The organism is Bacillus sp. AF62 (assembly GCF_050312695.1).
GTDB lineage: Bacteria > Bacillota > Bacilli > Bacillales > Bacillaceae_G > Bacillus_A > Bacillus_A cereus.
Genome location: NZ_JBNPJZ010000076.1, coordinates 158,931 through 185,467, shown reverse-complemented (window position 1 = coordinate 185,467; position 26,537 = coordinate 158,931). Strand labels below are relative to the sequence as shown.

Sequence of the window (26,537 nt, the reverse complement as noted above, 5' to 3'; positions counted from 1 at the left end):
TATCTATTGCATGTTCAGCTAGTTTTTCTGATTCATAACATTGCATATTTATTTTAGTTTTGCAACACCCTCTATTTTATTAAAAAAGAAATCATTGGTCTTTAAAACCGAACGTGTAACTCATTCTACACGCTTGTTATACTTTCTTTTAACAATTGGTGTATTCTTTGCGAATCTACATCTTGCAGAAAAAGAGCGCCCCGAATTATTAACGAGATCATTCGACCGAGTAATGCTTGTCAAAAATTTAGGCTTATATACTCATCAAGTATATGACTTAACACTGCAAGTAAAAGCCGGTTCACAAAAAGCGCTTGCTGATAGTAGTAAATTACAAGAAACTGAAAACTACGTAAAAGCAAACCAAAGCGAGCCAAACCCTAATATGTTTGGTGTAGCGAAAGGAAAAAACGTAATTGTAGTCACTCTTGAATCCTTGCAAACCTTCTTAATAGGAGCATCAGTCAATGGGCAAGAAGTTACACCATTCCTAAATGAATTCATAAATGAAAGTTATTACTTTGATAACTTTTTCCATCAAACTGGTCAAGGGAAAACATCCGATTCTGAATTTCTAATCGATACGTCGTTGTATCCATTAAATCGAGGGGCTGTATTCTTCACACACGGTAACAATGATTATACTGCGACTCCAGAAATTTTACGTCAGCAAGGTTATTTCACTTCTGTATTCCATGCGAATAACGCAACATTTTGGAATCGTAATATCATGTACTCTGCTCTTGGTTATGATCGTTACTATAATGAGCTTGATTACAAAATTACACCAGAAACAAATTTAAATTGGGGATTAAAAGATATCGAATACTTTGATCAATCAGTAGATATATTAAAAACTGTTAATCAACCATTCTATGCTCGTTTCCTCACTTTAACAAACCATTATCCATTTACGTATGATGAAGATACAAAATTCATTGAACCATACAACTCTGGTAATGGCGTATTTGATCGTTACTTAGACGAATCAATTAAAAAATTTATTGAACGTCTAAAGGCCGAGGGGCTTTACGATGATTCTATTATTGTGTTATACGGTGATCATTATGGTATTTCCGAAAAACATAATCGTGCAATGGCACAGTTTTTAGAAAAAGAGCAAATAACAGAATTTGATACTTTAAATTTACAACGTACGCCTTTATATATTCATATTCCTGGACAAACAGAAGGTCAAACTATTTCAAAGCCTACGGGACAAATCGATATGAAACCTACTATTCTAAATTTATTAGGTGTTGATTCTACGAATGATATTCGTTTTGGCCATGATATGTTTTCAGATGAATATACTGGCTTTGTTGTTTTACGTGATGGTAGCTTCGTTACAGATAAGTATGCATACAAAAACAACACTTTCTACGACCGTATAACAGGTGAAATTGTAGATTTACCAAAAAAAGAAGCTCAAGCCCTCATTAAACGTGCCCAAAATGAATTACGAATGTCTGACAAAATTATTGAAGGCGATTTATTACGCTTCTCAGAAAGCAATAAAATTAAAACTGGCGAAGTACAAACTAAAATTAAAGAAACAGAAAAATAATCTATATATGAAAAAGGGAGCAACTTATTACAGTTGCTCCCTTTTTCTTTTATTCTACGCTTGTTTCTAAAGCTACATCCGTATAGGTATTATCATTACCAATATTTAAAATTACTTCACATTGACGCAATCTCAATTCAAAGAGCATGATAGAATCATGATAGATTTCAGGATTTGATTTCATCTTATGTAATATCTCTTGTTTTTCTTGTATTTCTATATGCGTGTTTTCTACAGCTTGCTTTAAGGAGTTAAATGGATTCCTAAAGAATATATTAATATCTCGCTCTTGTGTGTTTTCAAATAGCTCAAATTGCAAGAAAAATTTCTTCATAATAGAAGCCGTTACCTCAGTATAATCTTCATTTTCTACATACTGTTTGTATTTGTTATATAGCATAGATTTATTTTTAGGAAGAACTCCAAATAATTTACCGGCACTTTTCAGTAAAAATTGTGCTGGCGTAAATCGACGTAAAATATTTACTTCATCCATTTGTATTCTAGTCGTCATCCTGTCAGTATCTCTGCGCCAGTCATCAAGCACTTTAAAGTCACATTCTAACTGTATTCTATTTTCTCCAAATAGTGAATTAAGCCCTTCACTAAGTTCTTCTAAATACGTTTGACTTTGAAGAAGCTCATTATTAGAAGTTGCAATCCAATTTTGCATAGAAAGAGCAAGATTAGGTAATACAGTTTGTTCTAAATATTTATGCACTCTTTCATTCATTGCTTTATTTAGTTCCGTATCCATGTGCCCGAAATCACTTTCTTCACTAATTAAATTAGAACAGCTCTTTAATATCTTCGGAATATTTTCAGTAAGATCATTTGTAATTTCAGTTTTCATTGAACGATATGATTGTGTAATGAGATGAATTTTTTCCCGCTCAAATGCAGTAAGGTTATTAATGCTACCGTTTAGTTTCACTAGCATATCTTCATTCCAATTAATAGCATCCACTAGATTGTTTTCTTTCTCAACACGTTTATCCAAAAGATATGTAATTGTTTTTCGAATGAAATATAATAACTTTTCACTACGTTCTGCATCTATATGTTTATGATTAAAGTTAAAATGAATAAACTCAGTTAAATCATTTAATTGTTGACTACTTGTATATAACGAAGAATAAGGGAAAATTCTCGCATGCGGGAAATATGTGTTTATTCTCGTTGCCGTATCATGTAATACCCTTTTCACTTCTGCTTCACTGTAAATGTTATCGATTTTATTTAATAAGAAATGAATTTGTAAATTTGGCGTATGTTCTTGAATACTTAATAGAATGTCACGTTCTTTATCAGTAAAAGGTGAATCCGCATTCAATACGAATAGTAATTCGTCTACAGAATTTAAATATTCGAATATTTCATCTCTAGTGTCGTCATTCCTATTAAAGCCAGGTGTCACTACAAATGTAAGTTTATTTTCATTTAAAAATCTGCATGGTAATTTAAATTCAACACACGCTCTATCTCTATATGTTTGATGGTGCTGAGACATCATATTATGGTAATCAGAGACATCTTCCGTTGTTGTAATTGCTGAGTCTGTTATAGCGTTTATTTCTATATGAGCATCATTTTTTAAAACTACTATATTTGAAATTGATTTTTCTAATATATTTTCTCCTAATATAGAGTTAATAAATGTAGTTTTTCCATTTCCTGAAGTTCCCGTTACTAAAATACGATTTGTTCTTAAATCTGCGAGCTCGTCAACTAGCCATTTAAATCGGTGACCTATTTCTATATTGTGCTTTTGTGCCCATTGTGTAATAGATTCAAAAAGGTGTAAGCTGTACTCTAAGCCATTTACATGATTAATAGAATGTGACAGTAAGTTTTCCGCATGTTCTATATTTGCTGAATCTATTTTGGAAGGGAAAATCTCATCCCATGCCAATACAGCTGCAGATGGAAATACAGCATAAGATGGATTGACTACCTTTAACCAATTTGCTAACAGATTTGGTATGATATCATTTAATTGTCTAAGCGTATATTGACCTTGAATTAATGCAAAGTACGTTTCTTCGTAAAGAGCAGAAACTTTGTTCCATATATCGGACGAATGTATTTCAATATGTAAGAAAAATTCATTTATTGTGTTAAGCCACAATAAGTAATTTTTTTCATTTTTATAACTGTTCCAGAGTGATGAAACCATTTGCGTAAATTGTACTTGATCTACATTATTTAATGTAGCTAATGCATCATAAAAATAGTCTGGTGAAATATGTTTAGTAAACCCTTTATCGATATATCCTTTTAACACCTCAAACCAAGGATACGATTCTATGCGAATTAACTCATTCACAGCAAGCTCTACTGCACTATCAAAATCTTGCTGTTCCTCATAAAAGGAACGGGCAATTTTTGTGACATTCGGATAATCAGGATTTAAAGAAACTGCTTCTTTAATAACACCGAAAGCTGATTCAAAATTATTTTGCTCAATGTAAAGAGAAAGTAATTGTAGTCTAATTTCGGTCATCAATATTTTATTATCAGTGGTAATAGAAGTATAAATATTTTCAGCAAATGATAACTGATTAAGTTCGAAATAAGCATCCGCAATATTTTTTTGTGCCCATGGTGCTAATTCATTACTAACCTTCTCCCATTTAAAAATAGCTGATTCAAAATCTTGATGACGATAATAAAATTCACCTTGTGCAAAACGAATATAAGACCCATCAGAAATCTCATTTTTTTCTTCGTTTACATAAGCTTGTCCAAGTACGTCAAGAGTTGGTTTTGTTTCATTCTCCATTAGGAATGTTTCATAATACATTTTTTTTATTAATTGTTTTTCTAATCTCATCTTTTCCCCCACTATATCTTGAAAATACATTTTTAAGATATGTCAATACTTTTTGTATGTATGCTTTTTATCTTAACAAAGAATATCTTTTGGAAAATTTCATTTTCCTTTCATTTTTCAAGTTAGATTGAATTTTTATGAGAAAAGTTTCAGTTTTTTTTCAATTCCCTTTCAGTTATGAAACAGCATTAAATGTTCCTAATAACCTAATAACACTATAATATTCCACATTATATTATCAGAAAAATCCCATATAAACCATATTATAAAAACAATCTATATTGAATTTATATACATAATTCACTGTGCTGTCAAACAAAAAAACAACAATAAGAGCCAACAGCTATTCATACCATTTCTTTCTCAAATTGTTTTCCTTTAAAATGTTTCAGTAGTTATGTAATTAAATTCCATTAACCTATATAAATAACTAGTCCAAAAAATATCTATATGCATATCATGTTATAGTAAAGAATTTAGGAGATCCTAAAAGGAGGCATTTTCATGTTTGAAGATAAATCTAAAATAAATTACCCATATGAATTTACTGAAACTACAACAGTTCCTCTAAAGAACCCCATTGACAAAAAATTCAAGAACGGGACAGGTACACATAACTTTCCAATTAAGAAGCACTATAAAGAGCAAGTTCTATACACTGAAAAAATCAATAATAATAAAAATAAATAATTGTATAGATCCTTATAACAATTAGCCAAATAAGAAGCAACATTTGGCCATGCATAGTTATTTGGTTAGTAATGTAGAAATCTTTATTATAAATTCATGCACCTTTTAAAAAGTGCTGTATACAGCGCTTTTTTATACATAGATAAATTTAAGCTAACGCAACCAAGAAATAAACTGCAAAATTACTCCACCTTATTTTCGTTTAACAATTAAATCTACATATTAAAAGGGAGCAACAGTAAATGTTGCTCCCTTTTGAAAAGTAATTTTATTCACTCTACATAACCCTCTTAAACATCTTCTCCAACTCATAAGTAGAATGATGCACAAGAATCGGTCTTCCGTGTGGGCATGTGTATGGGTTTGTTGTTGTACGAAGTTCCTCAAGTAAAGCAAATATTTGATCGTTCGTTAAATATTGATTTGCTTTAATGGATGCTTTACAGCTCATCATAATGGCTGCTTCTTCACGTAACTTTTTAATATCAACTTTTTTTAGTTTAACAACTTGCTCCATCATTTCATCGATAATTTCTGTTTCTTGTCCTTTCGGGAACCATGTTGGATGCGAGCGGACGATAAAGGATTGATGACCGAATTGTTCTAAAAATAGCCCGACTTTTTTTAGTTCTTCTAACTGTTCTTCGACACGTAAAAATTCAGTAAGAGATAGATCAATACGGTACGGTACAAGTAACTCTTGTACTTCTTGCGCTACCCTTCCTACTTTATCACGGAAGTATTCATAATTAATACGTTCCTGCGCGGCATGCTGGTCAATCATATATAAGCCTTTTTCATTTTGAGCGAAAATATATGTTCCATGCATTTGTCCAATTGGATAAAGTGGTGGTAAGTCATTCCCGTTCATTTCAATCTCTTTTATTTCCCGAACTTCTTCTTCTAATTCCTCTAGTTCAAAGTCCTCTTCATTACTGTCCCACGATTTCTCTTCTCGAATTGGTTCTTCGATTATCGGTTTAGTGGATGGTTGCCAACTTTGCTCTTCTCTTATGAGCGACTGTGGTGGTTGCCATTCTTGTTTCGGCGGTTGCCACAGTTGTGGTGGCTGTTTCACAGCCTGCGGTTCTTCTTGTTTTGCATCCATGCCAGTTGGTAAAACAATGTCCGGCATAGATGGTTCTTTCGGCTTTGCATGCTCAAACTGGAACTGTTCTTGCACACTTTCGTCTTTTTCTTTTTTCTTCGTTGTTACGCCTGCATCTGGAATGAGCTGTATTTTTTTAAATGCAGCTTGCAATGTTTCTTCGATCAGCTTTAGCAATTCTTGTTCTTTACTAAAACGAACCTCTAACTTCGCTGGATGTACGTTAACGTCAACTAGCATTGGATCCATTTCAATCGATAAGAAGCCAATTGGATACCGGCCGACTGGCAGTAATGTATGGTATCCTTGCTGAATTGCTTTCATTAGTACAAAGTTTCGAACGTAACGACCATTTACGATCGTTGACATATAATTACGAGATGCTCTTGTTACTTCTGGTAATGTTACATAGCCTTTAATTGTAAAGTCTAAAGATTCAGCTTCAATTGGAACAAGCTTCTTCGCAACTTGAATACTGTAAATCGATGCAAGTACTTGCCTTACATCACCGTTACCTGATGTATGAAGCAATTTCTTTTCATTATGAAACAGTTTTAACGATACTTCTGGATGTGACATTGCAATACGATACACGATATCTGTAATATTCCCGAGCTCCGTATGAATGGTTTTCATATATTTAAGACGCGCTGGTGTATTAAAGAATAAGTTTTGTACTGTAATATCTGTTCCTTTTCGGCTCGCAGTTTTCTCTTGTTTTATAATGTCTCCACCTTTAATTATGAGGTGTGTACCAGGCGCATCACCTGTGCTAGTAATTAATTCTAATTCACTAACAGAGGCAATACTCGGCAATGCCTCACCGCGGAAACCGAGTGTTCTTATGCGAAACAGATCGTTTTCATCTTTAATTTTACTCGTCGCATGGCGTTCAAAAGCGACGATACAGTCTTCTTCTGCAATACCATCACCGTTATCAATGATACGAATTTTCGATAACCCAGCTTCTTCTAAGTGGATTTCAATAGATGTACTATTCGCATCGATAGAATTTTCCACAAGTTCTTTTACGACTGAAGCAGGGCGCTCTACTACTTCCCCCGCCGCAATTAAGTTAGAGAGTTGGTCATCGAGTTTGCGAATTTTCCCCATCTACTTACTCATCCTTTCTTTAACTTCTTCTGTAAGCGATACAATTCGTTCATCGCTTCTAAAGGTGTCATATCAAGTAAATCAATTTTTTTAATTTGCGCAAGTACTGCGCTTTCTTTTTGATCAAGCACAGGCTTGTCTTGTTTTTTTGAAGATTGGTCTCCTCCAAAGAAAGATAGTTGTGACTCTTCTTCAGTCTCTTCTTTCTTTTCTTGTATTTCTGCCGGTTCTTCTTTTACAACTACAGGTTCTGGAACAACTTCTTGTACCTTTACTTCTACACGCTTTGGAATAATAATTTCTTCCTGTCCTTCTAGTTGTGCTAACACTTCTTTCGCGCGGGCGATTAAGCTATCTGGAAGCTCTGCAAGTTGCGCAACGTGAATTCCGTAACTTTTATCAGCTGCTCCATCTTGAATTTTATGAAGGAATACTACTTTTCCATTCTCTTCAATTGCTGAAACGTGTACATTTTTCAGTTGATCTAAACTCTCTTCTAACACAGTCAATTCATGATAATGCGTAGAGAATAACATTTTTGCACCAATTTGGTCATGAATATGTTCAATGATTGCTTGTGCAAGTGCCATACCATCATACGTAGATGTACCTCGTCCAATTTCATCGAATAAAATTAAACTTCTTTCTGATGCGTTTGCAATTGCATTTTTCGCTTCTAACATTTCGACCATAAATGTACTTTGACCTGATATTAAATCATCCGCTGCACCAATTCTCGTAAAGATTTGATCAAATACAGGTAATACTGCTTCTGTTGCTGGTACGAAACAACCGATTTGCGACATAACAGTTACAAGTGCTAATTGTCTCATATACGTACTTTTACCAGACATGTTCGGTCCTGTAATTAAAAAGACATCCATCTTCTCTGGCATAATACAATCATTCGGTACATACAATTTCCCGTTCAATACTTTTTCAACGACAGGATGACGACCATCTTTAATAAAGATTTCACGCTTCGTTGTTAGTACAGGTTTTACAAACTGTTCTTCTTCACTAACTGTCGCAAAACTTTGCAGTACGTCTAATTCACTAATTACTTTTGCTAAATGTTGTAATTTCGGAATAAATACTTTTACTTCTTCACGAAGCGCTGTAAATAAATCGTATTCTAGTTGTACAATTTTTTCTTCTGCTTCTAAAATTAACGTTTCTTTTTCTTTCAGTTCATCTGTAATGAAACGTTCAGCATTAGCAAGCGTTTGTTTTCGTTCGTAGCGGCCTTCTGGAAGTGCTGCAAGATTCGCCTTCGTCACTTCAATGTAGTAGCCGAAAATACGATTGTACCCGATTTTTAACGATTTAACTCCTGTAATATCACGCTCTCGTTTTTCAAGCTCAGCGATCCACGTTTTTCCGTTTTTACTAACGTAACGATATTGATCAAGCTTGTCATTATAACCGTCTTTAATAATATCTCCATCTTTAATAGAAAGCGGTGGGTTTTCTTGAATACTTCTTCCTAGTAATTCAGTTAAGCTCTCACATGGATCCGCCCCTTGAATTAACCTTGCTGCATAAGCATTATCTAACAAACTAATCGCTTCTAAAATAGCTGGCACTTGAAGTAAAGATCGTCTTAACTGTAATAAGTCCCTTGCATTAACATTACCAAATGCAACTTTTCCTGCTAAACGTTCTAAATCATATACTTCTTTTAATTTTTCTTTTAAATCTTCACGTAAGAAGTAATCATTTACAAATGTTTCAACCATTTCTAAACGCTCTTCAACTTTTTCTTTCTGAATAAGTGGACGTTCCATCCACTGTTTTAACATACGACCACCCATAGCTGTTTTTGTTTTATCCAATAGCCATAATAATGATCCTGTTTTTTCTTTCGTTCGAAGTGTTTCCGTCAGCTCTAAATTTCGCTTTGAATGCACATCAATTTTCATAAATTGATTCGTATAATAAATTTCTACAGGTTGTAAATGATCTAATGAACGTTTTTGCGTTCTTATCACATAGTTAAATAAGCGTCCAATTGCTTTAATTAACTTTGCTTGCGAAACATTTTTCACAAGATGTTCTAATCCTTCAGGAATTGCCGTTGCATCTTCATATGAAATTGTCATTTTTAACGTTTCAGTTAATTTATTTAATTCATCTTTAGAAAATGAAGAATCTACAACAATTTCTTTCGAACCAGTTGCATACACTTCCAATAAAATATCTTCTACTGAACCAGTCAATAACGTTACTGTATTTTGTCCAGTCGTTAAATCATTACAAGCTAAAGCATATGATCCATCTTCAAAATGTGTTAATGCGGCTAAGAAGTTGTTTTCTTTCTCATCAATTGTACGCCCTTCCATCATCGTTCCTGGCGTAATTAGTTGTACTACTTCACGGCGCACTACACCTTTAGCTGTTTTTGGATCTTCCACTTGCTCACAAACAGCAACTTTATATCCTTTTTCAACAAGTTGTTCAATATAGTTTTTAGCTGCATGATGGGGTACACCGCACATCGGTATACGATCACTACTGCCACCATCTCGGCTCGTTAATGTAATCTCAAGCTCATGAGCTGCTTTAACGGCATCTTCAAAGAACATTTCATAAAAATCGCCTAATCGGAAAAATAAAAAGGCATCTTGATAGTCTGCCTTAACCTTTAAATATTGCTGTATCATAGGGGTATATTGCGTCATACTTTTCCTCCATAATTCTTACATAGTAATCAATTTTCATATATGTCACATTTCACGGACATCCATATCTCCTATTTCAGGAGTCTATCTTCATTATAACATATTTCATAAAGAATCATGTTCATTCAGCGCCTCTTATGTAAAGTAAAAAGCTAGGAAGAACTTCTCCCTAGCTTTCTATTACTCTTCTTCTGCATCAACGATAAAGTTCGGATCTAATTCTTCAAATTCATCATCAGCAATTTGGAAATCATCATCTGATTCTACGTAGCCTTCAGGATTTACACTTACACAAATTTTCGTTTCTCCAACTACTTCTGTTACAAATTCACGTTCTACAGTTACTACAATTTTATTACCGTTTGGTGATACAAGCGCTTCTAAACAATTTGGTGGCTGAATAACACGAGCAATAATTTCTAAATCGTCACCAGAAAAGTTTTTATCACGATAACCAATGCTGACTTCGTCCGTGTAGTTCACGCGTTCTGTTACAACTTCAGTCTTTGTATTTCCATCAAATGAATACCAAGTGTTCACATCATAGAAACCTTCAATTTCCACATGCTTCCCATTCTTTCTTGCTTCGTACGAGTGGTTAATTACCCAGCACCCTAAAATACTTGTTGGTTCATTATTCGATTCACATGTATGCGTTGACTTTGTATACTTACGTCCTTTTCCAACCACTGCTTTTGTAATAATCTCTCTAAATTCGGACATTCGTAACCCTCCTCAATCACTATTCACTTAATCATATGCGTGACAATAGCGGAATGTGTCATTCTTTTTTTGAGAAGAACTTACGTTTAATCAACTAAAAAAAAGAGATGTCAATATGACATCTCTTTAACAACCACAATTTCCTTTTTTACTTTCTACCGCTGCGCCAGTTTCACCCTTAAGTACATCGCCACCAGTTGAAATTAATATTTCATCTGTTACGTTGTTAGAAATTGTACTAGCAACTAACTGTAATAAGTCATTTACGTATGTTTGTGAAGATTTAAATTCTTGTACGACTGGAATACTGTCTAACTTATCTTGCAATGCATCAATTTCAGCTTCTACCTTTTTTAAAGCTTCCCATTTCCCGTAATGTTGCAAGTTTACTGCTTGTTTTTGCAGTGCTTTAATTTCATCGATTGCGCGCTTTACATTTTCATTTTTATGAATTTGCGCCTCTGCTTTCTTAAAAAAATCAACTTCTTCTGTTTCAGAAATCATTTTTGCTAATTCTTTCGCTTGTTCAACAATGTCATCTTTCGAATATACTTTCATCTATTATTTCACCTCCATCGGCTCTTCAACTAATTCCCCGTTAAGAGACCAAGTTTTTGCTTCCGTTACTTTTACTTTCACAAGCTGACCAATTAAAGATTTTGAAGCGACGAAGTTTACAAGTTTATTCGTACGAGTATAACCTGCAAGTACTTCCGGATTATTTTTACTTTCCCCATCAACTAACACTTCTACAATTTGACCTTTATAACGACTATTCTTTTCAATTGCCAACGTATTTACTAGTGTATTTAAGCGTTGAAGACGTTCTTTCTTTACTTCCATCGGTACATTATCTTTCATTTTTGCAGCTGGTGTACCTTCGCGAGGAGAATAAATAAATGTAAAGGCAGTATCAAATCCTACTTCACGATATAACGACATCGTTTCTTCAAATTGCTCATCTGTTTCATTTGGGAAACCAACGATAATATCTGTTGTTAATACTGCATCTGGAATTGCTTCTTTAATTTTTCTTACAAGTTCTAAATAATGCTCACGTGAATATTTACGCGCCATAATTTTCAACATATCTGTACTTCCAGATTGAACTGGTAAATGGATATGTTCTACTAGGTTGCCACCTTTGCCAAGCACTTCAATTAAGTGATCATCGAAATCACGTGGATGGCTCGTTGTAAAACGAATACGGGCAATATCAACTTTACGAAGTTCGTCCATTAAATCGCCAAGACCGTATTCTATATCTTCAAAGTCTTTACCATATGCATTTACGTTTTGTCCAAGTAACGTAATTTCTTTATAACCATTTGCAGCTAAATGACGAATCTCTTGGATAATATCTTCTGGACGTCTACTTCGCTCTTTTCCGCGTGTATACGGTACAATACAATACGTACAGAACTTATCACAGCCATACATAATATTTACCCAAGCTTTAATATCACCACGACGTACTTTCGGAAGGTTTTCAATTACGTCGCCTTCCTTTGACCATACTTCAACTACCGTTTCCTTCGAGAACATCGCATCTTTTAGAATGTACGGTAATCTATGAATATTATGCGTTCCAAACACCATATCTACATGCTGATTTTTTTGCATAATTTTATTTACAACAGATTCTTCTTGAGACATACAACCACATACACCAATTAAAAGGTCCGGATTTCTTCGTTTGAGTGACTTTAAATGGCCTAGTTCACCAAACACTTTATTTTCAGCATTTTCACGAATCGCACAAGTATTTAATAAAACTACATCTGCATCCTCAGTTGAAAAAGTTGGTTCATATCCAAGTGTTGTGAAAATACCTGCCATTACTTCCGTATCATGCTCATTCATTTGACAACCATATGTACGAATATAGAACTTTCGGCCTGTACCAAAATTGCGAAACTCTTCAGGTAATCCAAAATCCCGTTCAATTTTAACTTCTTCTTTCCCGCGCTTTTTCGCATCCTTTAAGGAAGGTGGTTGATATACACTTTCAAAGTATTTACTATAATCTTTCTCTTCTTTTTTCGTAGAGGAATTTGCTTGTTGACTTGCTAATCGTTGTTGCTCGTTCATCGGTAATCTCCTTTCACCCTTAACTATACACACTCTATAGTCCATTTTAATGCGCTTAGACTCACCTCAAAAATGGTTAGATAGCTTGGAGATAACTTGTCCTTTGAAACTTGAGTAATCAATCTAATCATTCATAAGAATGAAGTCTTCCCCACGCAAATAGACATTCCCTTTTTATCATTTCTTGTTGTCCTACCCAAAAGCATATTGCTTTATCCCTATAAACATTACCATAGTATGACGTGTTTCGCCAATTTTAACAATTCAGAGGCCCTTTATTATCTTACATTTCATAAGCAATGAACTTGCCATTTTCATACAACGATTTACATATTATTTTACCATTCTGAATTTTCTAAGTAAATAAAACTACCCTATATTTTTTGCACATAAAAAGGTTGCCAAATCGGCAACCTCCTCTTCTTACATTACATAAATTCAGCAACAAGCTCATCAAACATTTTCTGATCCATATTTAAATCAGATTTCACTAAAGGCTCTTCACTATAGCCTTTAACAAGTTCTTGATATGATGGTTGCTTAGTATTTTGATAAATCAAACCTGTTACTAAACCGTTATTTTCCATTAACGTTTGCATAGCCATCATGCGATTAGATGGATCATATCCCTCTACTGTGCTTAGTTTCGTTAAGTTCTCTTTAAACCAATCGTAAGTATTTACTTTATTATAAGTAACACATGGACTGAATACGTTAATTAATGAAAATCCTTTATGGTTAATACCAGCTTCAATAATTTGTGTTAATTCTTTTAAATCACTCGAAAAGCTTTGCGCCACAAATGTCGCACCAGCTGTTAAAGCCATTTCCATTACATTTAGTGATGGTTCAATTGAACCTTGTGGTGTGCTTTTCGTTTTAAATCCCGCTTCACTACGTGGTGAAGTTTGCCCTTTTGTTAACCCGTAAATTTGGTTATCCATTACGATGTAGGTAATGTCGATATTACGACGAATAGAATGGATTGTATGTCCCATACCAATCGCAAATCCATCACCGTCACCACCTGAAGCGATAACTGTTAAATCACGATTTGCCATTTTCACACCTTGTGCAATTGGAAGGGCACGACCATGAATACTATGCACACCATATGAATTAATATAACCTGAAATACGGCCTGAACAGCCGATACCAGAAATAACAGCAAGTTCATCTGGATTTAAGCCAACGTTAGCTGCTGCACGTTGAATTGCAGCTTGCACTGAGAAGTCTCCGCAACCTGGGCACCAGTTTGGCTTTACACTGTTACGAAAGTTCTTAAATGTTGCCATTTAATACAACCCCTTTTTTGCATTCGTTGTAAATCTCTTTCGGCAAGAATGGGTTTCCATCATATTTTAAAAGACTAGAAATTTTCTCACCATTACCAAGATTCATTTTCATAATGTTAGCAAGCTGACCTGTTGCATTGTTTTCTACTACTACAACACGCTTCGCCTTTTTCACAAGTGGATCGATTTCAGCTGTTGGGAACGGGTGAATTAAACGCACATGAGCATGGTTTACTTTCATACCCTCTTGTTCTAAACGCGTCATTGCCTCTTCGATCGCACCACGAGTTGAGTTAAATCCAACAAGCAATACATCTGCTTCTTCATGCTTAACATTTTTATAAACAGGGGTATTAAACTTCAAGTTCTCCATTTTACGGAAACGTTTGTCCATTTGATCTTTACGGTTTATTGCTGATTCCGATGGCTTTCCAGTTTCATCATGTTCTACACCTGTAACATGGTGAACACCATTTTTCATACCAGGTAAAACACGCGGCGAAACGCCGTCTTCAGTTACTTCATAACGCTTGAAGTATGCTTTATTTTCACGTTCTGGTAATTCTGCTTCTAAATCAAGCTTACCACGACGGATTTCCACTTTATCTAATTTAAGTGGTTCTACTGTTTGTTTTCCTAACGAAAGCTGTAAATCTGTTAAGAAAATAACAGGAACTTGATATTCTTCAGATAAGTTAAATGCTTCTACAATGTCATAGAAAGCTTCTTCAACTGTACTTGGCGCCATTACGATTTTTGGAATTTCACCATGCGTACCGTAAATCATCGCCATTAAGTCAGACTGTTCTTGTTTCGTTGGTAATCCCGTACTTGGACCACCACGTTGTGTATCAACAATTACTAATGGGGTTTCTGTAATACCTGCTAAACCGATTGCTTCCATCATTAATGACAGACCAGGACCAGCAGATGCAGTTAATGTACGAACACCAGCATAGTTTGCGCCGATTGCCATTGTACAAGCTGCAATTTCATCCTCAGTTTGAATTACTGTTCCGCCGACTTTCGGTAATTTTTTAATTAAGTATTCCATAATTTCTGATGCAGGTGTGATTGGGTATGCTGACATAAAACGAGCACCACCAGCTACCGCACCAAATGCGATTGCATCGTTTCCAATCATAAACATGCGTTTTTTACCATCAGCTTTTTCAAGCTGCATCATGTTTACTTTCTCACCTAGTAATTCTTTCATATATTGAGAGCCGCGTTTAATTGCGTCCATATTCTTTTGAACGACTTGCTCTCCTTTACGACCAAAGATTTCTTCAACAACATCTAAATAAGCTGTTTCGTCTAATCCTAATACTGCACTTGATGCTCCAACAGCAACCATGTTTTTCATTAATGATGTGCCTAATTCTGAAGCAATATCTGTAAACGGTATCACATATAGATTTACATCTGTATTGTCGGGTATTGTTGGATTAAATTTCGCATCCGCAACTACAATTCCACCTGGACGTAGTTCGTGGAAGTTAAAATCAATTGTTTCTTGGTCAAAAGCAATTAAAATATCTAAATCATCTGAGATCGCGCGTACTTCTGTTGTACTTACACGAATTTTATTATTTGTATGGCCGCCTTTTATACGTGATGAGAAGTGGCGGTAACCGTATAGGTAATATCCTAATCGGTTTAATGCAATACAGAAGATTTCTCCTGTACTTTCAATTCCTTCACCTTGTTGGCCTCCAACTTTCCATGAAAGTTGACTAATCATCTCCTACACCCCTTTTGGCTGCATTCATTGTAGTGTATTTTTTTACAGTAATAGTTTAGCATTTTTTATGCAAATAAACTACAACGGACGCAAATTATGCCTCTTCTGATTTCCCTGAATCTTTAGTATAAAGCTATTTTGTTTTTCATTCTAGTATTAGGTCTTAAAAAAAGCAATAAAATCAAATGAATTAATTCCGAGTTTTCTGTATTTTTAAAACAAAAATCTTAAAAGCTTATATGTTCAACAAAATTTTCATATAAAAATCGCTCTACAGTAGATGCAGAATAGTGTTTACAAAGCTCATTCATTACATTTTCATAATCTCGATAAGCTGATACATTTACAACTGTTTCTAAAATCCCATCAAAATCTGAACCAAATCCTATATTGTACTCTCCACCTAATGAACAAATATATTCGATATGTCTTACTATATCTGTTATATTTGCTTCATTTTCATTCGTTAGAAACTGCGGTACAAAAGTGACACCGATCATGCCATTTTTCTTTATAAGAGCTTTAAGTTGTTCATCGTTTAAATTACGTGGGTGCTCGCAAAGTTTCATACAATTTGAGTGGGAAGCAATAGGATTTTTTGCAATCTCTATAACATCCCAAAAACTTCTTTCATTCAGATGAGACACATCAGTCCATACATGTAGCGCATTCAGTTCTTGTACAACCTGTTTACCAAAATTCGTTAAACCCGCCCGACGTGTCTCTAGCGCACCATCAGCTAAGAGATTGGCATAATTCCATGTTAGTCCAAAAGAACGTACTCCTAGGCGATACAACAACCGTAATTTCATTGCTTCTTTTCCAATTGCTTCGCATCCTTCTAGTGTTAATATCGCTCCAACCTCGTCCTGTTTTAACATGTTAATATCCTCTTTTGTCTGAATAAACTTTACACCCGATAGGGATAAAATTTCATTATAAAAAATATCTACCATTTGTAATGCTGCTTCAAATCGGTTTTCATATGCCACTGTTTCTGGTACATATATAGCAAAACATTGTATACTTCCTTTTCTTCTCTTTAACTGTTCAAATGTAATATGTAATTGTGAATCATCGTTAAAATTCCTTTTCCCTTGTGCACTCCATAACTGAAGAAGCACGTCACAATGAGCATCAAAAATTTTCATTTTCATTCCTCCATTATAAAAACAACCTGTTTGCATACTGCAAACAGGTTGTTTAAAACTTAACGAGGTTCTACAATTAATTTTATTGCTGTACGCTCTTCGCCATCAATCATAATATCTGTAAACGCTGGGATACAAATCAGGTCCAAACCACTAGGCGCTACAAATCCTCTTGCGATTGCTACTGCCTTTACCGCTTGGTTCAATGCACCTGCACCAATAGCTTGAATTTCTGCTGTTCCGCGTTCGCGAATAACACCTGCAAGTGCACCAGCTACAGAATTAGGGACCGACGTTGCTTTAACTTTTAATATTTCCATTCCGCGTTTCCTCCTCGTTTCTTTAAAAAGTATTAGCAATTATTTCACTTTAACTTATATTCACGAGGAATGGCGCGTATTCCTGCTAAATTTTCGTAATTTTTCTAAAAAATTAAAATATAATAACTTATCTAAAATTTAACGGAAATTTACTCAAAAAATGGTTGATCGTCATTAATTAAAATGCGCTCAATTTTCTTTGCTTTTCCTGTATTTGGATCCACATCAATTAACACTGCACTTAATTGCGTTCTGCCATTTGTTACTTCAAATCGTACTGGTAAGTTTGTTAAAAACTTCTTCAATACTGCTTCTCTGTCCATACCTAATATTCCGTCATATGGCCCTGTCATCCCAACATCTGTAATGTATGCTGTTCCGCTTGGTAAAATACGGTTATCTGCTGTAGGGACATGCGTATGCGTACCTACTACTGCTGTAGCACGCCCATCTACATACCAACCTAGCGCTTGTTTTTCACTTGTAGTCTCCGCATGGAAATCAACAAAGATAATATTCGTACGTTTTTTCGCAATATTAATTAATTCATCCACTTTACGGAATGGACACTCAATCGGAGGAAGGAAAGTACGTCCTTGTAAGTTAATAACTGCAACTTCTGTTCCATTACAGTTCACAAAGATAAGTCCTTTTCCTGGAGTTCCTTCTGGGAAGTTAGCTGGTCTTGCAAGATATTTTGCATCATCGATGAATTCAAATACTTCACGATTATCCCAAGCGTGGTTTCCAAGTGTAACTGCTTGCGCCCCACATTCTAAAAAGTTTCGATATATTTTTTCTGTAATCCCACGGCCACCTGCTGCGTTTTCTCCATTAATGATTGTTACTGTAGGTGTATATTTTTTCTTTAATGCCGGTACGTATTGTTGAATCATACCTCTACCAGGAGATCCTACTACATCCCCAACAAATAATATTCTCATATGTCTTACCCTTTCTATGTACTGCATTTTTTATTGCTATAGCATTAAGGAAATTCCTTATAATATGTTTATTATAAGTTTGTTTCACTTTTACGCTATATAACTAACTGTCTTTATTTTATCCAATTCCAACACAAAAAAATAAAGTGGTGTTTCACCACTTTATTTTGCGTATTCCACTGCACGTGTTTCACGAATAACAGTTACTTTAATATGTCCTGGGTAATCCAGTTCATTTTCAATACGTTTTCGGATATCACGAGCTAAACGATGAGCTTCTAAATCATCGATTGTATCTGGTTTTACCAAAATACGAACTTCACGTCCTGCTTGAATTGCAAATGATTTTTCAACGCCTTCATAAGACTCTGAAATCTCTTCTAACTTTTCAAGACGACGAATGTAGTTTTCAAGCGTTTCACTACGAGCTCCCGGTCTTGCAGCTGATAAAGCATCTGCTGCTGCAACTAAAACTGCAATGATAGAAGTTGGTTCTGTGTCACCATGGTGAGATGCGATACTGTTTATAACTACAGGATGCTCTTTATATTTCGTTGCGAGTTCAACACCAATTTCAACGTGGCTACCTTCTACTTCATGGTCAATCGCTTTTCCGATATCATGTAATAGACCAGCACGTCTTGCTAGTTTTTCATCCTCGCCAAGCTCTGCTGCCATAAGTCCAGTTAAATATGCAACTTCCATAGAGTGTTTTAAGACGTTTTGTCCATAACTTGTACGGTATTTTAAACGACCTAAAATTTTAATTAAATCTGGGTGTAATCCATGAACACCCACTTCAAACGTTGTTTGCTCTCCGACTTCACGAATATACTCGTCCACTTCACGTCTTGATTTTTCGACCATCTCTTCAATACGCGCTGGGTGAATACGTCCGTCCTGTACTAGTTTATCAAGAGCGATACGAGCTGTTTCACGACGAATTGGATCGAATCCAGAAAGGATTACCGCCTCTGGTGTATCATCGATAATTAAGTCAATACCCGTTAACGTTTCTAACGTACGAATATTACGACCTTCACGCCCGATAATACGTCCCTTCATTTCGTCATTTGGAAGATTTACAACCGAAACGGTTGTTTCAGCAACATGATCAGCTGCACATCTTTGCATTGCAAGAGATAAAATCTCTTTTGCTTTCTTATCCGCTTCTTCTTTCGCGCGAACTTCACTTTCTTTTACCATAACAGCGATTTCATGAGAAACTTCATTTTCTACTTTACCAAGAATAATTGCTTTCGCTTGTTCGCGTGTCAGATTGGAAATGCGCTCTAATTCTGTTTGTTGCTTTTGAACTAACTCTCCCACTTTGCTTTCCAACTCTTCAATCTGTTGTTGTCTCGCTACAAGAGAATCCTCTTTCTTCTCTAACTGCTGCTCGCGTTTATCGAGCGTTTCGTCTTTACGATCAAGGTTCTCTTCTTTTTGCATTAAACGATTTTCTTGTTTTTGTAATTCGCTTCTACGGTCACGAATTTCTAATTCAGCTTCTGTACGAAGTGTATGAATTTCATCCTTTGCTTCTAAAAGCGCTTCTTTCTTAAGTGCTTCAGCCTCACGATTCGCTTCGTCTAGAATACGTTTCGCTTCATTAGCCGCACCATTAATCTTCGCTTCAGCAATAGACTTTCGAACAAAAAAGCCAACAACTGCACCGACTGTTGTTGCAAGCAAAATGGAGATGAGTATCCAAACTGTACTACTCATGATTTCACCTCCCCTTGCTATGAATGAAAAAAGACTGTCGGCATGTACATTAAATTACAACATACAGCAAAGACCGTCGTCCCGCTTTTTTAAGGGACTTTCTTCATTTCACAATTAAAATGTCATATTATTATTTCGGTAAGTTTTAAACCTTACTCCGAATATTACTTCTCTTCTTGAGAAGAGTATATCGTATATAAGAAAAAATATACATTCTCATTGTATCTATCGTAATTTTCATTGTCAAGCGTTGTCTACTTTTACTTTCTTTACCTTCAGTCCTGAATGTTATCTGAATTTGAAAAATTGATAGCATATTATCCTGGAAAACCTTAGTAAATACCATTTTATTCCCTTAAAACGCATGAATATTCCTCTTTACACATCCCATTTGAGTCAAAAAAATATTTTAACCACTACGATAGATACCCCTTTAATAGAAGGTAAAAAATAAAAGACACGGGACCCGTGTCTTTTATTTTTTAATCTTGAAGAGTTGAATCTTCCGTGTCTTCCACACCAGAATCTTCACCAATTCCGTGATGATCACGAACAAAGAAGGCAATTTCCTCTCTTAAGTCCGTATTCTCTTTTAAGAATTGCTTCGAATTTTCACGACCTTGTCCTAAACGTTCTTCATTATAAGAATACCAAGCACCGCTCTTTTGAACGATATCAAGCTCAGAAGCCATATCCAAGATTTCACCTTCTCTTGAAATACCTTCTCCGTACATAATATCAACTTCAGCAACACGGAATGGTGGCGCTACTTTATTTTTCACTACTTTTACTTTTGTTTTATTACCAACGATGTCGTTACCTTGCTTTAATTGCTCCGCACGACGCACTTCAAGACGGACAGTTGAATAGAATTTCAACGCACGACCACCTGGAGTTGTTTCTGGGTTTCCGAACATAACCCCAACTTTTTCACGAATTTGGTTAATAAAGATTGCAATTGTTTTTGATTTGTTGATTGCTCCTGAAAGCTTACGAAGTGCTTGTGACATTAAACGTGCTTGTAAACCTACGTGTGAGTCACCCATGTCTCCTTCAATCTCTGCTTTCGGTACAAGAGCTGCTACAGAGTCAATTACGATAATGTCAACCGCACCACTTCGTACAAGTGCTTCTGCGATTTCTAATCCTTGCTCCCCTGTATCAGGCTGTGATAATAGTAATTCATCTATGTTAACGCCTAATTTTTGTGCATATACAGGATCCATTGCGTGCTCCGCATCGATGAATGCTGCTTGTCCACCTTGACGTTGTACTTCTGCAATTGCATGTAATGAAACTGTCGTTTTACCTGAACTTTCAGGTCCGTAAATTTCGATAATACGGCCACGTGGGTATCCGCCTACCCCTAGCGCCACATCAAGTGCTAAAGAACCACTTGAAATTGTAGAAATTCTACGTTCCGCTTGTTCTCCTAATTTCATAATTGAACCTTTACCGAATTGCTTCTCTATTTGTTTTAACGCCATATCTAATGCCGCTTGACGATCACTCATTCAAAATTCCTCCTTAACTGAATTGCTAATCTTATTATACCTATTTTCAATTCAATTTGCCAACAAAAATCGAACGTTTATTCGATTTTTTTATTTTCCATCACACAAATACGGAATTTAACTATAAAAAAGCTAGAAGAAACTTATATCTCTTCTAGCTTTTTATATAAATGATAAAATCCATATTTTGCTGATCGTTCTCTAATTTGTTGACGACTTCCACTTAAATTAAGAGGAAAGACTGCAGTTTGTTCACCTTTAATCGCTAATCCAACAAATACTGTTCCTGGCTCTTTCTGTTCTGAAGCATCTGGCCCTGCTACCCCAGTGAAACTAATTCCGATATCCGCTTTTAATAAATCCTTAACATTTTCAGCAAGATAACGAGCACATTCCTTACTAACTGCACCATCAGTATGCAATACTTCTTCAGGCACACGTAAAACATGTTGCTTCACATCATTATGATAACAAATGACACCGCCCTTAAATACAGAAGAAACACCAGCATTTTCAGTTACTTGATTTCCAAAAAGACCACCTGTTAAACTTTCTGCACATGCTAAAGTTAACCCTTTTCTCTTCAATAACTCGATTGCCTTATAATGCAAAAATTCTTGGTCATATCCGTAGAAAAATTCTCCTACTCTTTCTAAAATCAAATCTTCCACATGTTGAATTAGTTTCTCCGCTTCGCTAACATTTTGATGCTTAGCGGTTAAACGTAATGTCACTTCTCCATCATTTGCTAGCGGGGCAATTGTTGGGTTTGTTTGTCCATCAATTAAATCTTGAACTTTCACCTCTAATTGGGACTCCCCAATACCGAAGAAACGAAGCACACGTGAATAAATGTTTTCTCCTGTTGTAAAATTACGTAAAAAAGGCTCTACGTAACTTACATACATTGGTTTCATTTCTTTTGGCGGCCCTGGTAATAAAATATAAACTTTTCCGTTCTTATTTACCCCCATACCCGGCGCCATACCGTGGTCATTTGCAAATACTGTTGCTCCATTTAAAACGAGCGCTTGCTTTTTATTATTCTCCGTAAATTCACGGCCTGTACGCTTAAAGTAATTACTTATTAAGGCTAATGCCTTTTCATCATACACAAGCTCTTCATCTAAACTAGCAGCTATCGTTTCTTTCGTTAAATCATCTTTTGTCGGTCCTAATCCACCTGTGAAAATAAGTATATCAGCACGTTCTTCCGCAGCTTCAATCGCCTTTTGCAGTCGCTTATTATTATCACCAACAACAGTATGATAATACACGTTAATTCCGATTGAAGCTAACTTTTCAGATAAAAACTGGGCATTTGTATTTGCAATTTGTCCAAGTAATAATTCAGTTCCAACCGCAATAATCTCAGCATTCATCCCAATTCCCCCATAAACTTCTATTTTGAGTTTACAAAAGCAGCTCTATTTTTCCAGAAATAATCCCATCCTGAAATAACAGTAAAGATTAATGCAATCCATATGAAGATATCAGCAACTGGAATATGGATTAAATTTAAAGGTACATCGTGTAATAAATATGCTGCAATCGCAATAATTTGTGTCCATGTCTTAATTTTCCCTAGCTGATTTGCCGCAACTACTTCCCCTGTTCCAGCAAGTACAAGACGTAAACCTGTTACAGCAAACTCACGACTGATAATTACAATAACAATCCAAGCCGGTACATATTGCATCTCTACCAATGTAATAAGTGCTGCCGAAACAAGTAATTTATCAGCTAACGGGTCAAGAAACTTCCCTAAATTCGTTACAAGATTATACTTTCTTGCGTAATGTCCATCAATCCAATCTGTAGCTGAAGCAATGATAAAGATAAGTGCCCCTACTAAATGTTGAATTGGCAAATCAACATCACCAATTTTGTATGAACCCCAATCAAAGGGCGCTAACATAATTACCATAAAAATTGGAATTAAGAAGATTCTAGATATTGTAATTTTATTTGGTAAATTCACAGCTATTCCTCCATCATATCAAAAACATTTGTTCATCGAAAAAAAGTCATCGAAGCGATGACTGTTATTGTGCAGGTTGCTCTATCCCTTGGTTTTTAATCACCAATCTTTGGTGATATTCTTTTTGTGGATCTAACGGGAAAGCAAGCACTTGGCCATTCAGTTTAATTTCAACATTCGGTGCACTTCCAATATTAAGTCGTACTTCTTTTAATGTTGATACATCGCGTTTTTCTGTTTGACCGCTTTGTACTGTAGTGTTTAGAATTTCGTTACCCGCATCATCCTTAACATCTACATAACTTGCACCCTTCGCTGAAATTTCCAATTCTAACGTTTTATTATTATGAATTTCCAAAGTAGATACCTTACCAGTTGTTCCAACTACTTTCACTTCTTGCTGTCCAGTTGGTGGTGCTGGTTGCTCCTCTTTCTTTGGTTCTTCTTTCTTTGGTTCCTCTTTTTTCGGCTCTTCCGCTTTCGCTTCATCTTTCTTCGTATCTAACGGAGAATCTTTTGCTTTTTGAACTTCAATTTTCTCACTTTGAGCACTCGGAACTTTTTCATCATCTTTTCCAGTTAACGCTTGAAACACAAACCAGATTACGACTCCAACTGCGATTACTAACAGCGCAACTAAGATTTTCGGCATGTGATCTGCAACTGGCCATGATGAAGATTTTTGCATTGTTTCTTGTGTTTTTTGTCCCGTTGATACTTGTGGAACTTCACGCTTTTCAGATTGTGGTATCGTACTCTGATGTTCTACAAGCAGTTCCTCTCCATGTAATCCAACCGCATCTGCGTATTGTTTAATGAATGCACGCGCATAAAAAGCTCCTGGCAATACATCATAATTGCCTTCTTCAATTGCCACTAAATGGCGTTTTTGAATTTTTGTAATCTCATGCAGCTGATCAATAGTCAAGCCTTTTGCTTCTCTTGCTTCTTTCAGCTTTTGTCCCAATTCCGTCACTACTAACACCTCAATATTTCTTTAAAAGTCAAACATAGAGAAATTATTTTGCGTACCTTGCTCAATTTCATCTACTAAATTATATTGAATTTCTTCATCATAATCGTTACGCAACTCGATAATATAATCAAAATCATCCAATGTGTATTCTGACTGACTCACAAATACATCAGGATGTTCTACAACTTTCGTTGCAGGCAATCTCATAATTTCACGAACGAGCTGCCAATGTCTTTCGTTAGCACGCTTCGTTGACACAATTCCATCTAGGATGAAAATATTGTCATCGCTATACTCATCTTCAATTAATTGACTACGAACAGTTTGCTTAATAAGAGTAGATGATACAAATAACCACCTTTTATTTGCACAAACACTTGCAGCAACAATGGATTCTGTTTTTCCGACACGAGGCATTCCGCGTATCCCAATTAGTTTATGGCCTTCTTTTTTCATAATTTCTGCCATAAAGTCTACCAGTAAGCCTAATTCATCACGCACAAATCGAAATGTTTTCTTATCATCTGCATCTCGTTGTATGTACCTACCATGCCTAACTGCTAGCTTATCTCTTAGCTTGGGCGGACGATATTTCGTTACCGTTATGTTATCCATCGTATTTAAAATTGATTCAAGTCTAGAGATTTGCTCTTGATTATCACACATAAGAAGTAACCCACGTCGTGCATTATCTACACCATTAATTGTGACAATATTAATGCCGAGCATACCGATTAACGAAGAAACGTCACCAAGCAAGCCAGGTCGGTTTTTATGTATTTCATATTCAAAATACCATTCAATCATCCAAGATCACTCCCCTTGCTTACTTTACACCTACGTACTATATTATATGATTTCACCTTAATAGGGAAGCTAAATGTATAATCTATCCTGTGTAATTATTATACAAAAAAGTAGAGAGGAGAATCTCCTCTCTACTTTTACTTATGTTGTACAAACTTAACCATTAAGTTTGCGATTGTATGTTGCTCCTGTTCATCAGCAACTTTCCAAAGCTCAGCTAATAATTTCTCTTGGTCATTGCGTCCTTCTACTTCATTAGCAAGGTAGTCGCCAACACGAAATGCCATATCTGATACCGCACCGCCGTCTAAACCTTTTCCTTGCGCTTGCTCTAAACGATCTCCTAAAAAGCTCTTCCACTGATCAAAATTATCTAATACTGACATAATTAAGCACCTCACTATTGAGTAATAAAATCATGCTTAATTTGTGCAACTATTCATTTTTTATGTAAGAAATTTTTAACAATGCCAACCGCCATTCACTCCGATGATTTGTCCAGTTATGTAAGATGCTCCTGGTGATACGAGGAATGCAACTGTTTTTGCTACTTCTTCTGGTAACCCTATTCTACCTAATGGTATATCTTCAGCAATTCCCATTTTATCTTCTTCAGAAAAAACACTTAACATTTCCGTTTCAATTGCTCCTGGTGCTACCGCATTCACACGTAATCCACTTAAAGACACTTCTTTCGCTAAAGCTTTCACATATGAATTTTGCGCCCCTTTTACCATTGAATAAAGCACTTCACAAGAAGCCCCTATTTGTCCCCATATAGATGAAACAATTACAATATTACCACTTCTCCTCCCAATCATAGGCGGAAGTGCCATTGAAAGTAATTTATATACGTTCTTCACTTGAAGTTCTACCATATAATCCAATTCATCGTTTGTTACATCTGTTACTAGTCCAAAAATACTCTTCCCAGCTGCATATACAATAACATCAATAGGATGTTCAATTTGTCTCCACAATTGCTCAGCTCCATCACTAGAAGCCAAATTCGCTTGCACAGGGATAACTTCCCTCCATGCTTTCTGCAATTCCAATACCTTTCCTTCACTGTTATTGTAATGAACATAAACTGTATATCCATCTTGAATTAATTGTTTCGAAATAGCAGAGCCAATCCCTCCGCTCCCTCCAGTTACTAACGCATACTTTTTCATAAATTCCCTCTCTTATCTCTACAAGTTCACTTTTTACACAACTAAATAATACCCTCATCTTACAATTTTTCAATGATAAGATGAGGGTATCTTTAA

The 26,537-nt window shown here is 35.5% G+C and carries 20 protein-coding genes and 1 pseudogene; 2 read left to right on the top strand and 19 right to left on the bottom strand.

The features are described from left to right. Positions 1-73 precede the first annotated feature (73 nt). Positions 74-1,567: pseudogene (locus tag ACQRBL_RS19045) on the top strand (LTA synthase family protein); the annotation flags it as partial. A 49-nt stretch (positions 1,568-1,616) separates the two neighbouring features. Here ACQRBL_RS19045 and ACQRBL_RS19040 read toward each other — a convergent pair. Beyond that, positions 1,617-4,400 carry a dynamin family protein gene (locus ACQRBL_RS19040; protein ID WP_411996016.1) on the bottom strand — a complete coding sequence of 928 codons (2,784 nt, stop codon included), beginning with the start codon at positions 4,398-4,400 and terminating at the stop codon, positions 1,617-1,619. A gap of 504 nt (positions 4,401-4,904) precedes the next feature. Here ACQRBL_RS19040 and ACQRBL_RS19035 point away from each other — a divergent pair. Further along, the gene (locus ACQRBL_RS19035; RefSeq protein WP_000461138.1) at positions 4,905-5,090 is read left to right on the top strand and encodes a hypothetical protein; all 186 of its coding nucleotides are present in this window, start codon (positions 4,905-4,907) and stop codon (positions 5,088-5,090) included. Positions 5,091-5,367: 277 nt separating this feature from the next. Here ACQRBL_RS19035 and mutL read toward each other — a convergent pair whose 3' ends face one another. The 18 genes from mutL to ymfI form a co-directional block, all read right to left on the bottom strand. Continuing rightward, positions 5,368-7,311, bottom strand: a complete 1,944-nt coding sequence (gene mutL / locus ACQRBL_RS19030; protein WP_411996015.1) for a DNA mismatch repair endonuclease MutL — start codon at positions 7,309-7,311, stop codon at positions 5,368-5,370. Between the two features lie 8 nt (positions 7,312-7,319). Beyond that, positions 7,320-9,992 (bottom strand): DNA mismatch repair protein MutS, encoded by a 2,673-nt coding sequence (gene mutS, locus ACQRBL_RS19025; RefSeq protein WP_411996014.1) that lies wholly within the window; start codon positions 9,990-9,992, stop codon positions 7,320-7,322. A 180-nt stretch (positions 9,993-10,172) separates the two neighbouring features. Next, positions 10,173-10,715 carry an outer spore coat protein CotE gene (gene cotE / locus ACQRBL_RS19020; RefSeq protein WP_411996013.1) on the bottom strand — a complete coding sequence of 181 codons (543 nt, stop codon included), beginning with the start codon at positions 10,713-10,715 and terminating at the stop codon, positions 10,173-10,175. A gap of 126 nt (positions 10,716-10,841) precedes the next feature. Continuing rightward, positions 10,842-11,273, bottom strand: a complete 432-nt coding sequence (locus ACQRBL_RS19015) for a RicAFT regulatory complex protein RicA family protein (protein WP_000870460.1) — start codon at positions 11,271-11,273, stop codon at positions 10,842-10,844. Between the two features lie 3 nt (positions 11,274-11,276). After that, a complete protein-coding gene (miaB, locus tag ACQRBL_RS19010; RefSeq protein WP_411996012.1) occupies positions 11,277-12,806 on the bottom strand; it encodes a tRNA (N6-isopentenyl adenosine(37)-C2)-methylthiotransferase MiaB in 1,530 nt (509 codons plus the stop codon). A gap of 428 nt (positions 12,807-13,234) precedes the next feature. Next, entirely contained in the window at positions 13,235-14,101 is an 867-nt protein-coding gene (locus ACQRBL_RS19005; RefSeq protein ID WP_411996011.1) for a 2-oxoacid:ferredoxin oxidoreductase subunit beta, read from the bottom strand. Beyond that, the gene (locus ACQRBL_RS19000) at positions 14,088-15,845 is read right to left on the bottom strand and encodes a 2-oxoacid:acceptor oxidoreductase subunit alpha (protein ID WP_000625417.1); all 1,758 of its coding nucleotides are present in this window, start codon (positions 15,843-15,845) and stop codon (positions 14,088-14,090) included. Before ACQRBL_RS19000 ends, ACQRBL_RS19005 begins: the two co-directional genes overlap by 14 nt. Positions 15,846-16,072: 227 nt before the next feature. Further along, a complete protein-coding gene (locus ACQRBL_RS18995) occupies positions 16,073-16,996 on the bottom strand; it encodes a dipeptidase (RefSeq protein ID WP_000688049.1) in 924 nt (307 codons plus the stop codon). A 59-nt stretch (positions 16,997-17,055) separates the two neighbouring features. Beyond that, on the bottom strand, positions 17,056-17,316 hold the full coding sequence (spoVS, locus tag ACQRBL_RS18990) for a stage V sporulation protein SpoVS (protein ID WP_000404341.1): 261 nt from the start codon (positions 17,314-17,316) through the stop codon (positions 17,056-17,058). Between the two features lie 149 nt (positions 17,317-17,465). Next, positions 17,466-18,260, bottom strand: coding sequence for a TIGR00282 family metallophosphoesterase (locus tag ACQRBL_RS18985; RefSeq protein ID WP_411996010.1), 795 nt, complete (start codon positions 18,258-18,260; stop codon positions 17,466-17,468). Between the two features lie 162 nt (positions 18,261-18,422). Continuing rightward, positions 18,423-19,988 carry a ribonuclease Y gene (rny, locus tag ACQRBL_RS18980; protein ID WP_000099769.1) on the bottom strand — a complete coding sequence of 522 codons (1,566 nt, stop codon included), beginning with the start codon at positions 19,986-19,988 and terminating at the stop codon, positions 18,423-18,425. Between the two features lie 482 nt (positions 19,989-20,470). Further along, positions 20,471-21,502, bottom strand: coding sequence for a recombinase RecA (recA, locus tag ACQRBL_RS18975; RefSeq protein WP_001283854.1), 1,032 nt, complete (start codon positions 21,500-21,502; stop codon positions 20,471-20,473). Between the two features lie 143 nt (positions 21,503-21,645). After that, entirely contained in the window at positions 21,646-22,884 is a 1,239-nt protein-coding gene (gene cinA, locus ACQRBL_RS18970) for a competence/damage-inducible protein CinA (protein WP_016080551.1), read from the bottom strand. 20 nt (positions 22,885-22,904) lie between these two features. Next, a complete protein-coding gene (pgsA, locus tag ACQRBL_RS18965) occupies positions 22,905-23,483 on the bottom strand; it encodes a CDP-diacylglycerol--glycerol-3-phosphate 3-phosphatidyltransferase (RefSeq protein ID WP_001052967.1) in 579 nt (192 codons plus the stop codon). 64 nt (positions 23,484-23,547) lie between these two features. After that, positions 23,548-24,459 carry a helix-turn-helix domain-containing protein gene (locus ACQRBL_RS18960; RefSeq protein WP_000137473.1) on the bottom strand — a complete coding sequence of 304 codons (912 nt, stop codon included), beginning with the start codon at positions 24,457-24,459 and terminating at the stop codon, positions 23,548-23,550. 21 nt (positions 24,460-24,480) lie between these two features. Continuing rightward, entirely contained in the window at positions 24,481-25,266 is a 786-nt protein-coding gene (locus ACQRBL_RS18955; RefSeq protein ID WP_000574107.1) for a DUF3388 domain-containing protein, read from the bottom strand. Between the two features lie 137 nt (positions 25,267-25,403). Next, positions 25,404-25,652, bottom strand: a complete 249-nt coding sequence (locus ACQRBL_RS18950; protein WP_000114444.1) for a DUF3243 domain-containing protein — start codon at positions 25,650-25,652, stop codon at positions 25,404-25,406. Positions 25,653-25,727: 75 nt separating this feature from the next. Beyond that, positions 25,728-26,441: an elongation factor P 5-aminopentanone reductase gene (ymfI, locus tag ACQRBL_RS18945; protein WP_023522827.1), complete on the bottom strand. Its 714-nt coding sequence runs from the start codon at positions 26,439-26,441 to the stop codon at positions 25,728-25,730. Positions 26,442-26,537 lie beyond the last annotated feature (96 nt).

What these genes read in the sequence shown, in the direction of transcription:
- ACQRBL_RS18955 (WP_000574107.1), bottom strand. Translation starts at nt 25,266, where the DNA reads ATGATTGAATGGTATTTTGAATATGAAATACATAAAAACCGACCTGGC.
- ACQRBL_RS18985 (WP_411996010.1), bottom strand. Translation starts at nt 18,260, where the DNA reads ATGAGAATATTATTTGTTGGGGATGTAGTAGGATCTCCTGGTAGAGGT.
- spoVS (WP_000404341.1), bottom strand. Translation starts at nt 17,316, where the DNA reads ATGGAAATATTAAAAGTTAAAGCAACGTCGGTCCCTAATTCTGTAGCT.
- miaB (WP_411996012.1), bottom strand. Translation starts at nt 12,806, where the DNA reads ATGAACGAGCAACAACGATTAGCAAGTCAACAAGCAAATTCCTCTACG.
- mutL (WP_411996015.1), bottom strand. Translation starts at nt 7,311, where the DNA reads ATGGGGAAAATTCGCAAACTCGATGACCAACTCTCTAACTTAATTGCG.
- ymfI (WP_023522827.1), bottom strand. Translation starts at nt 26,441, where the DNA reads ATGAAAAAGTATGCGTTAGTAACTGGAGGGAGCGGAGGGATTGGCTCT.
- ACQRBL_RS18995 (WP_000688049.1), bottom strand. Translation starts at nt 16,996, where the DNA reads ATGAAAATTTTTGATGCTCATTGTGACGTGCTTCTTCAGTTATGGAGT.
- recA (WP_001283854.1), bottom strand. Translation starts at nt 21,502, where the DNA reads ATGAGTGATCGTCAAGCGGCATTAGATATGGCGTTAAAACAAATAGAG.
- ACQRBL_RS19015 (WP_000870460.1), bottom strand. Translation starts at nt 11,273, where the DNA reads ATGAAAGTATATTCGAAAGATGACATTGTTGAACAAGCGAAAGAATTA.
- ACQRBL_RS19040 (WP_411996016.1), bottom strand. Translation starts at nt 4,400, where the DNA reads ATGAGATTAGAAAAACAATTAATAAAAAAAATGTATTATGAAACATTC.
- cinA (WP_016080551.1), bottom strand. Translation starts at nt 22,884, where the DNA reads ATGAATGCTGAGATTATTGCGGTTGGAACTGAATTATTACTTGGACAA.
- rny (WP_000099769.1), bottom strand. Translation starts at nt 19,988, where the DNA reads ATGAGTAGTACAGTTTGGATACTCATCTCCATTTTGCTTGCAACAACA.
- ACQRBL_RS18950 (WP_000114444.1), bottom strand. Translation starts at nt 25,652, where the DNA reads ATGTCAGTATTAGATAATTTTGATCAGTGGAAGAGCTTTTTAGGAGAT.
- ACQRBL_RS19005 (WP_411996011.1), bottom strand. Translation starts at nt 14,101, where the DNA reads ATGGCAACATTTAAGAACTTTCGTAACAGTGTAAAGCCAAACTGGTGC.
- mutS (WP_411996014.1), bottom strand. Translation starts at nt 9,992, where the DNA reads ATGACGCAATATACCCCTATGATACAGCAATATTTAAAGGTTAAGGCA.
- cotE (WP_411996013.1), bottom strand. Translation starts at nt 10,715, where the DNA reads ATGTCCGAATTTAGAGAGATTATTACAAAAGCAGTGGTTGGAAAAGGA.
- ACQRBL_RS19000 (WP_000625417.1), bottom strand. Translation starts at nt 15,845, where the DNA reads ATGATTAGTCAACTTTCATGGAAAGTTGGAGGCCAACAAGGTGAAGGA.
- ACQRBL_RS19035 (WP_000461138.1), top strand. Translation starts at nt 4,905, where the DNA reads ATGTTTGAAGATAAATCTAAAATAAATTACCCATATGAATTTACTGAA.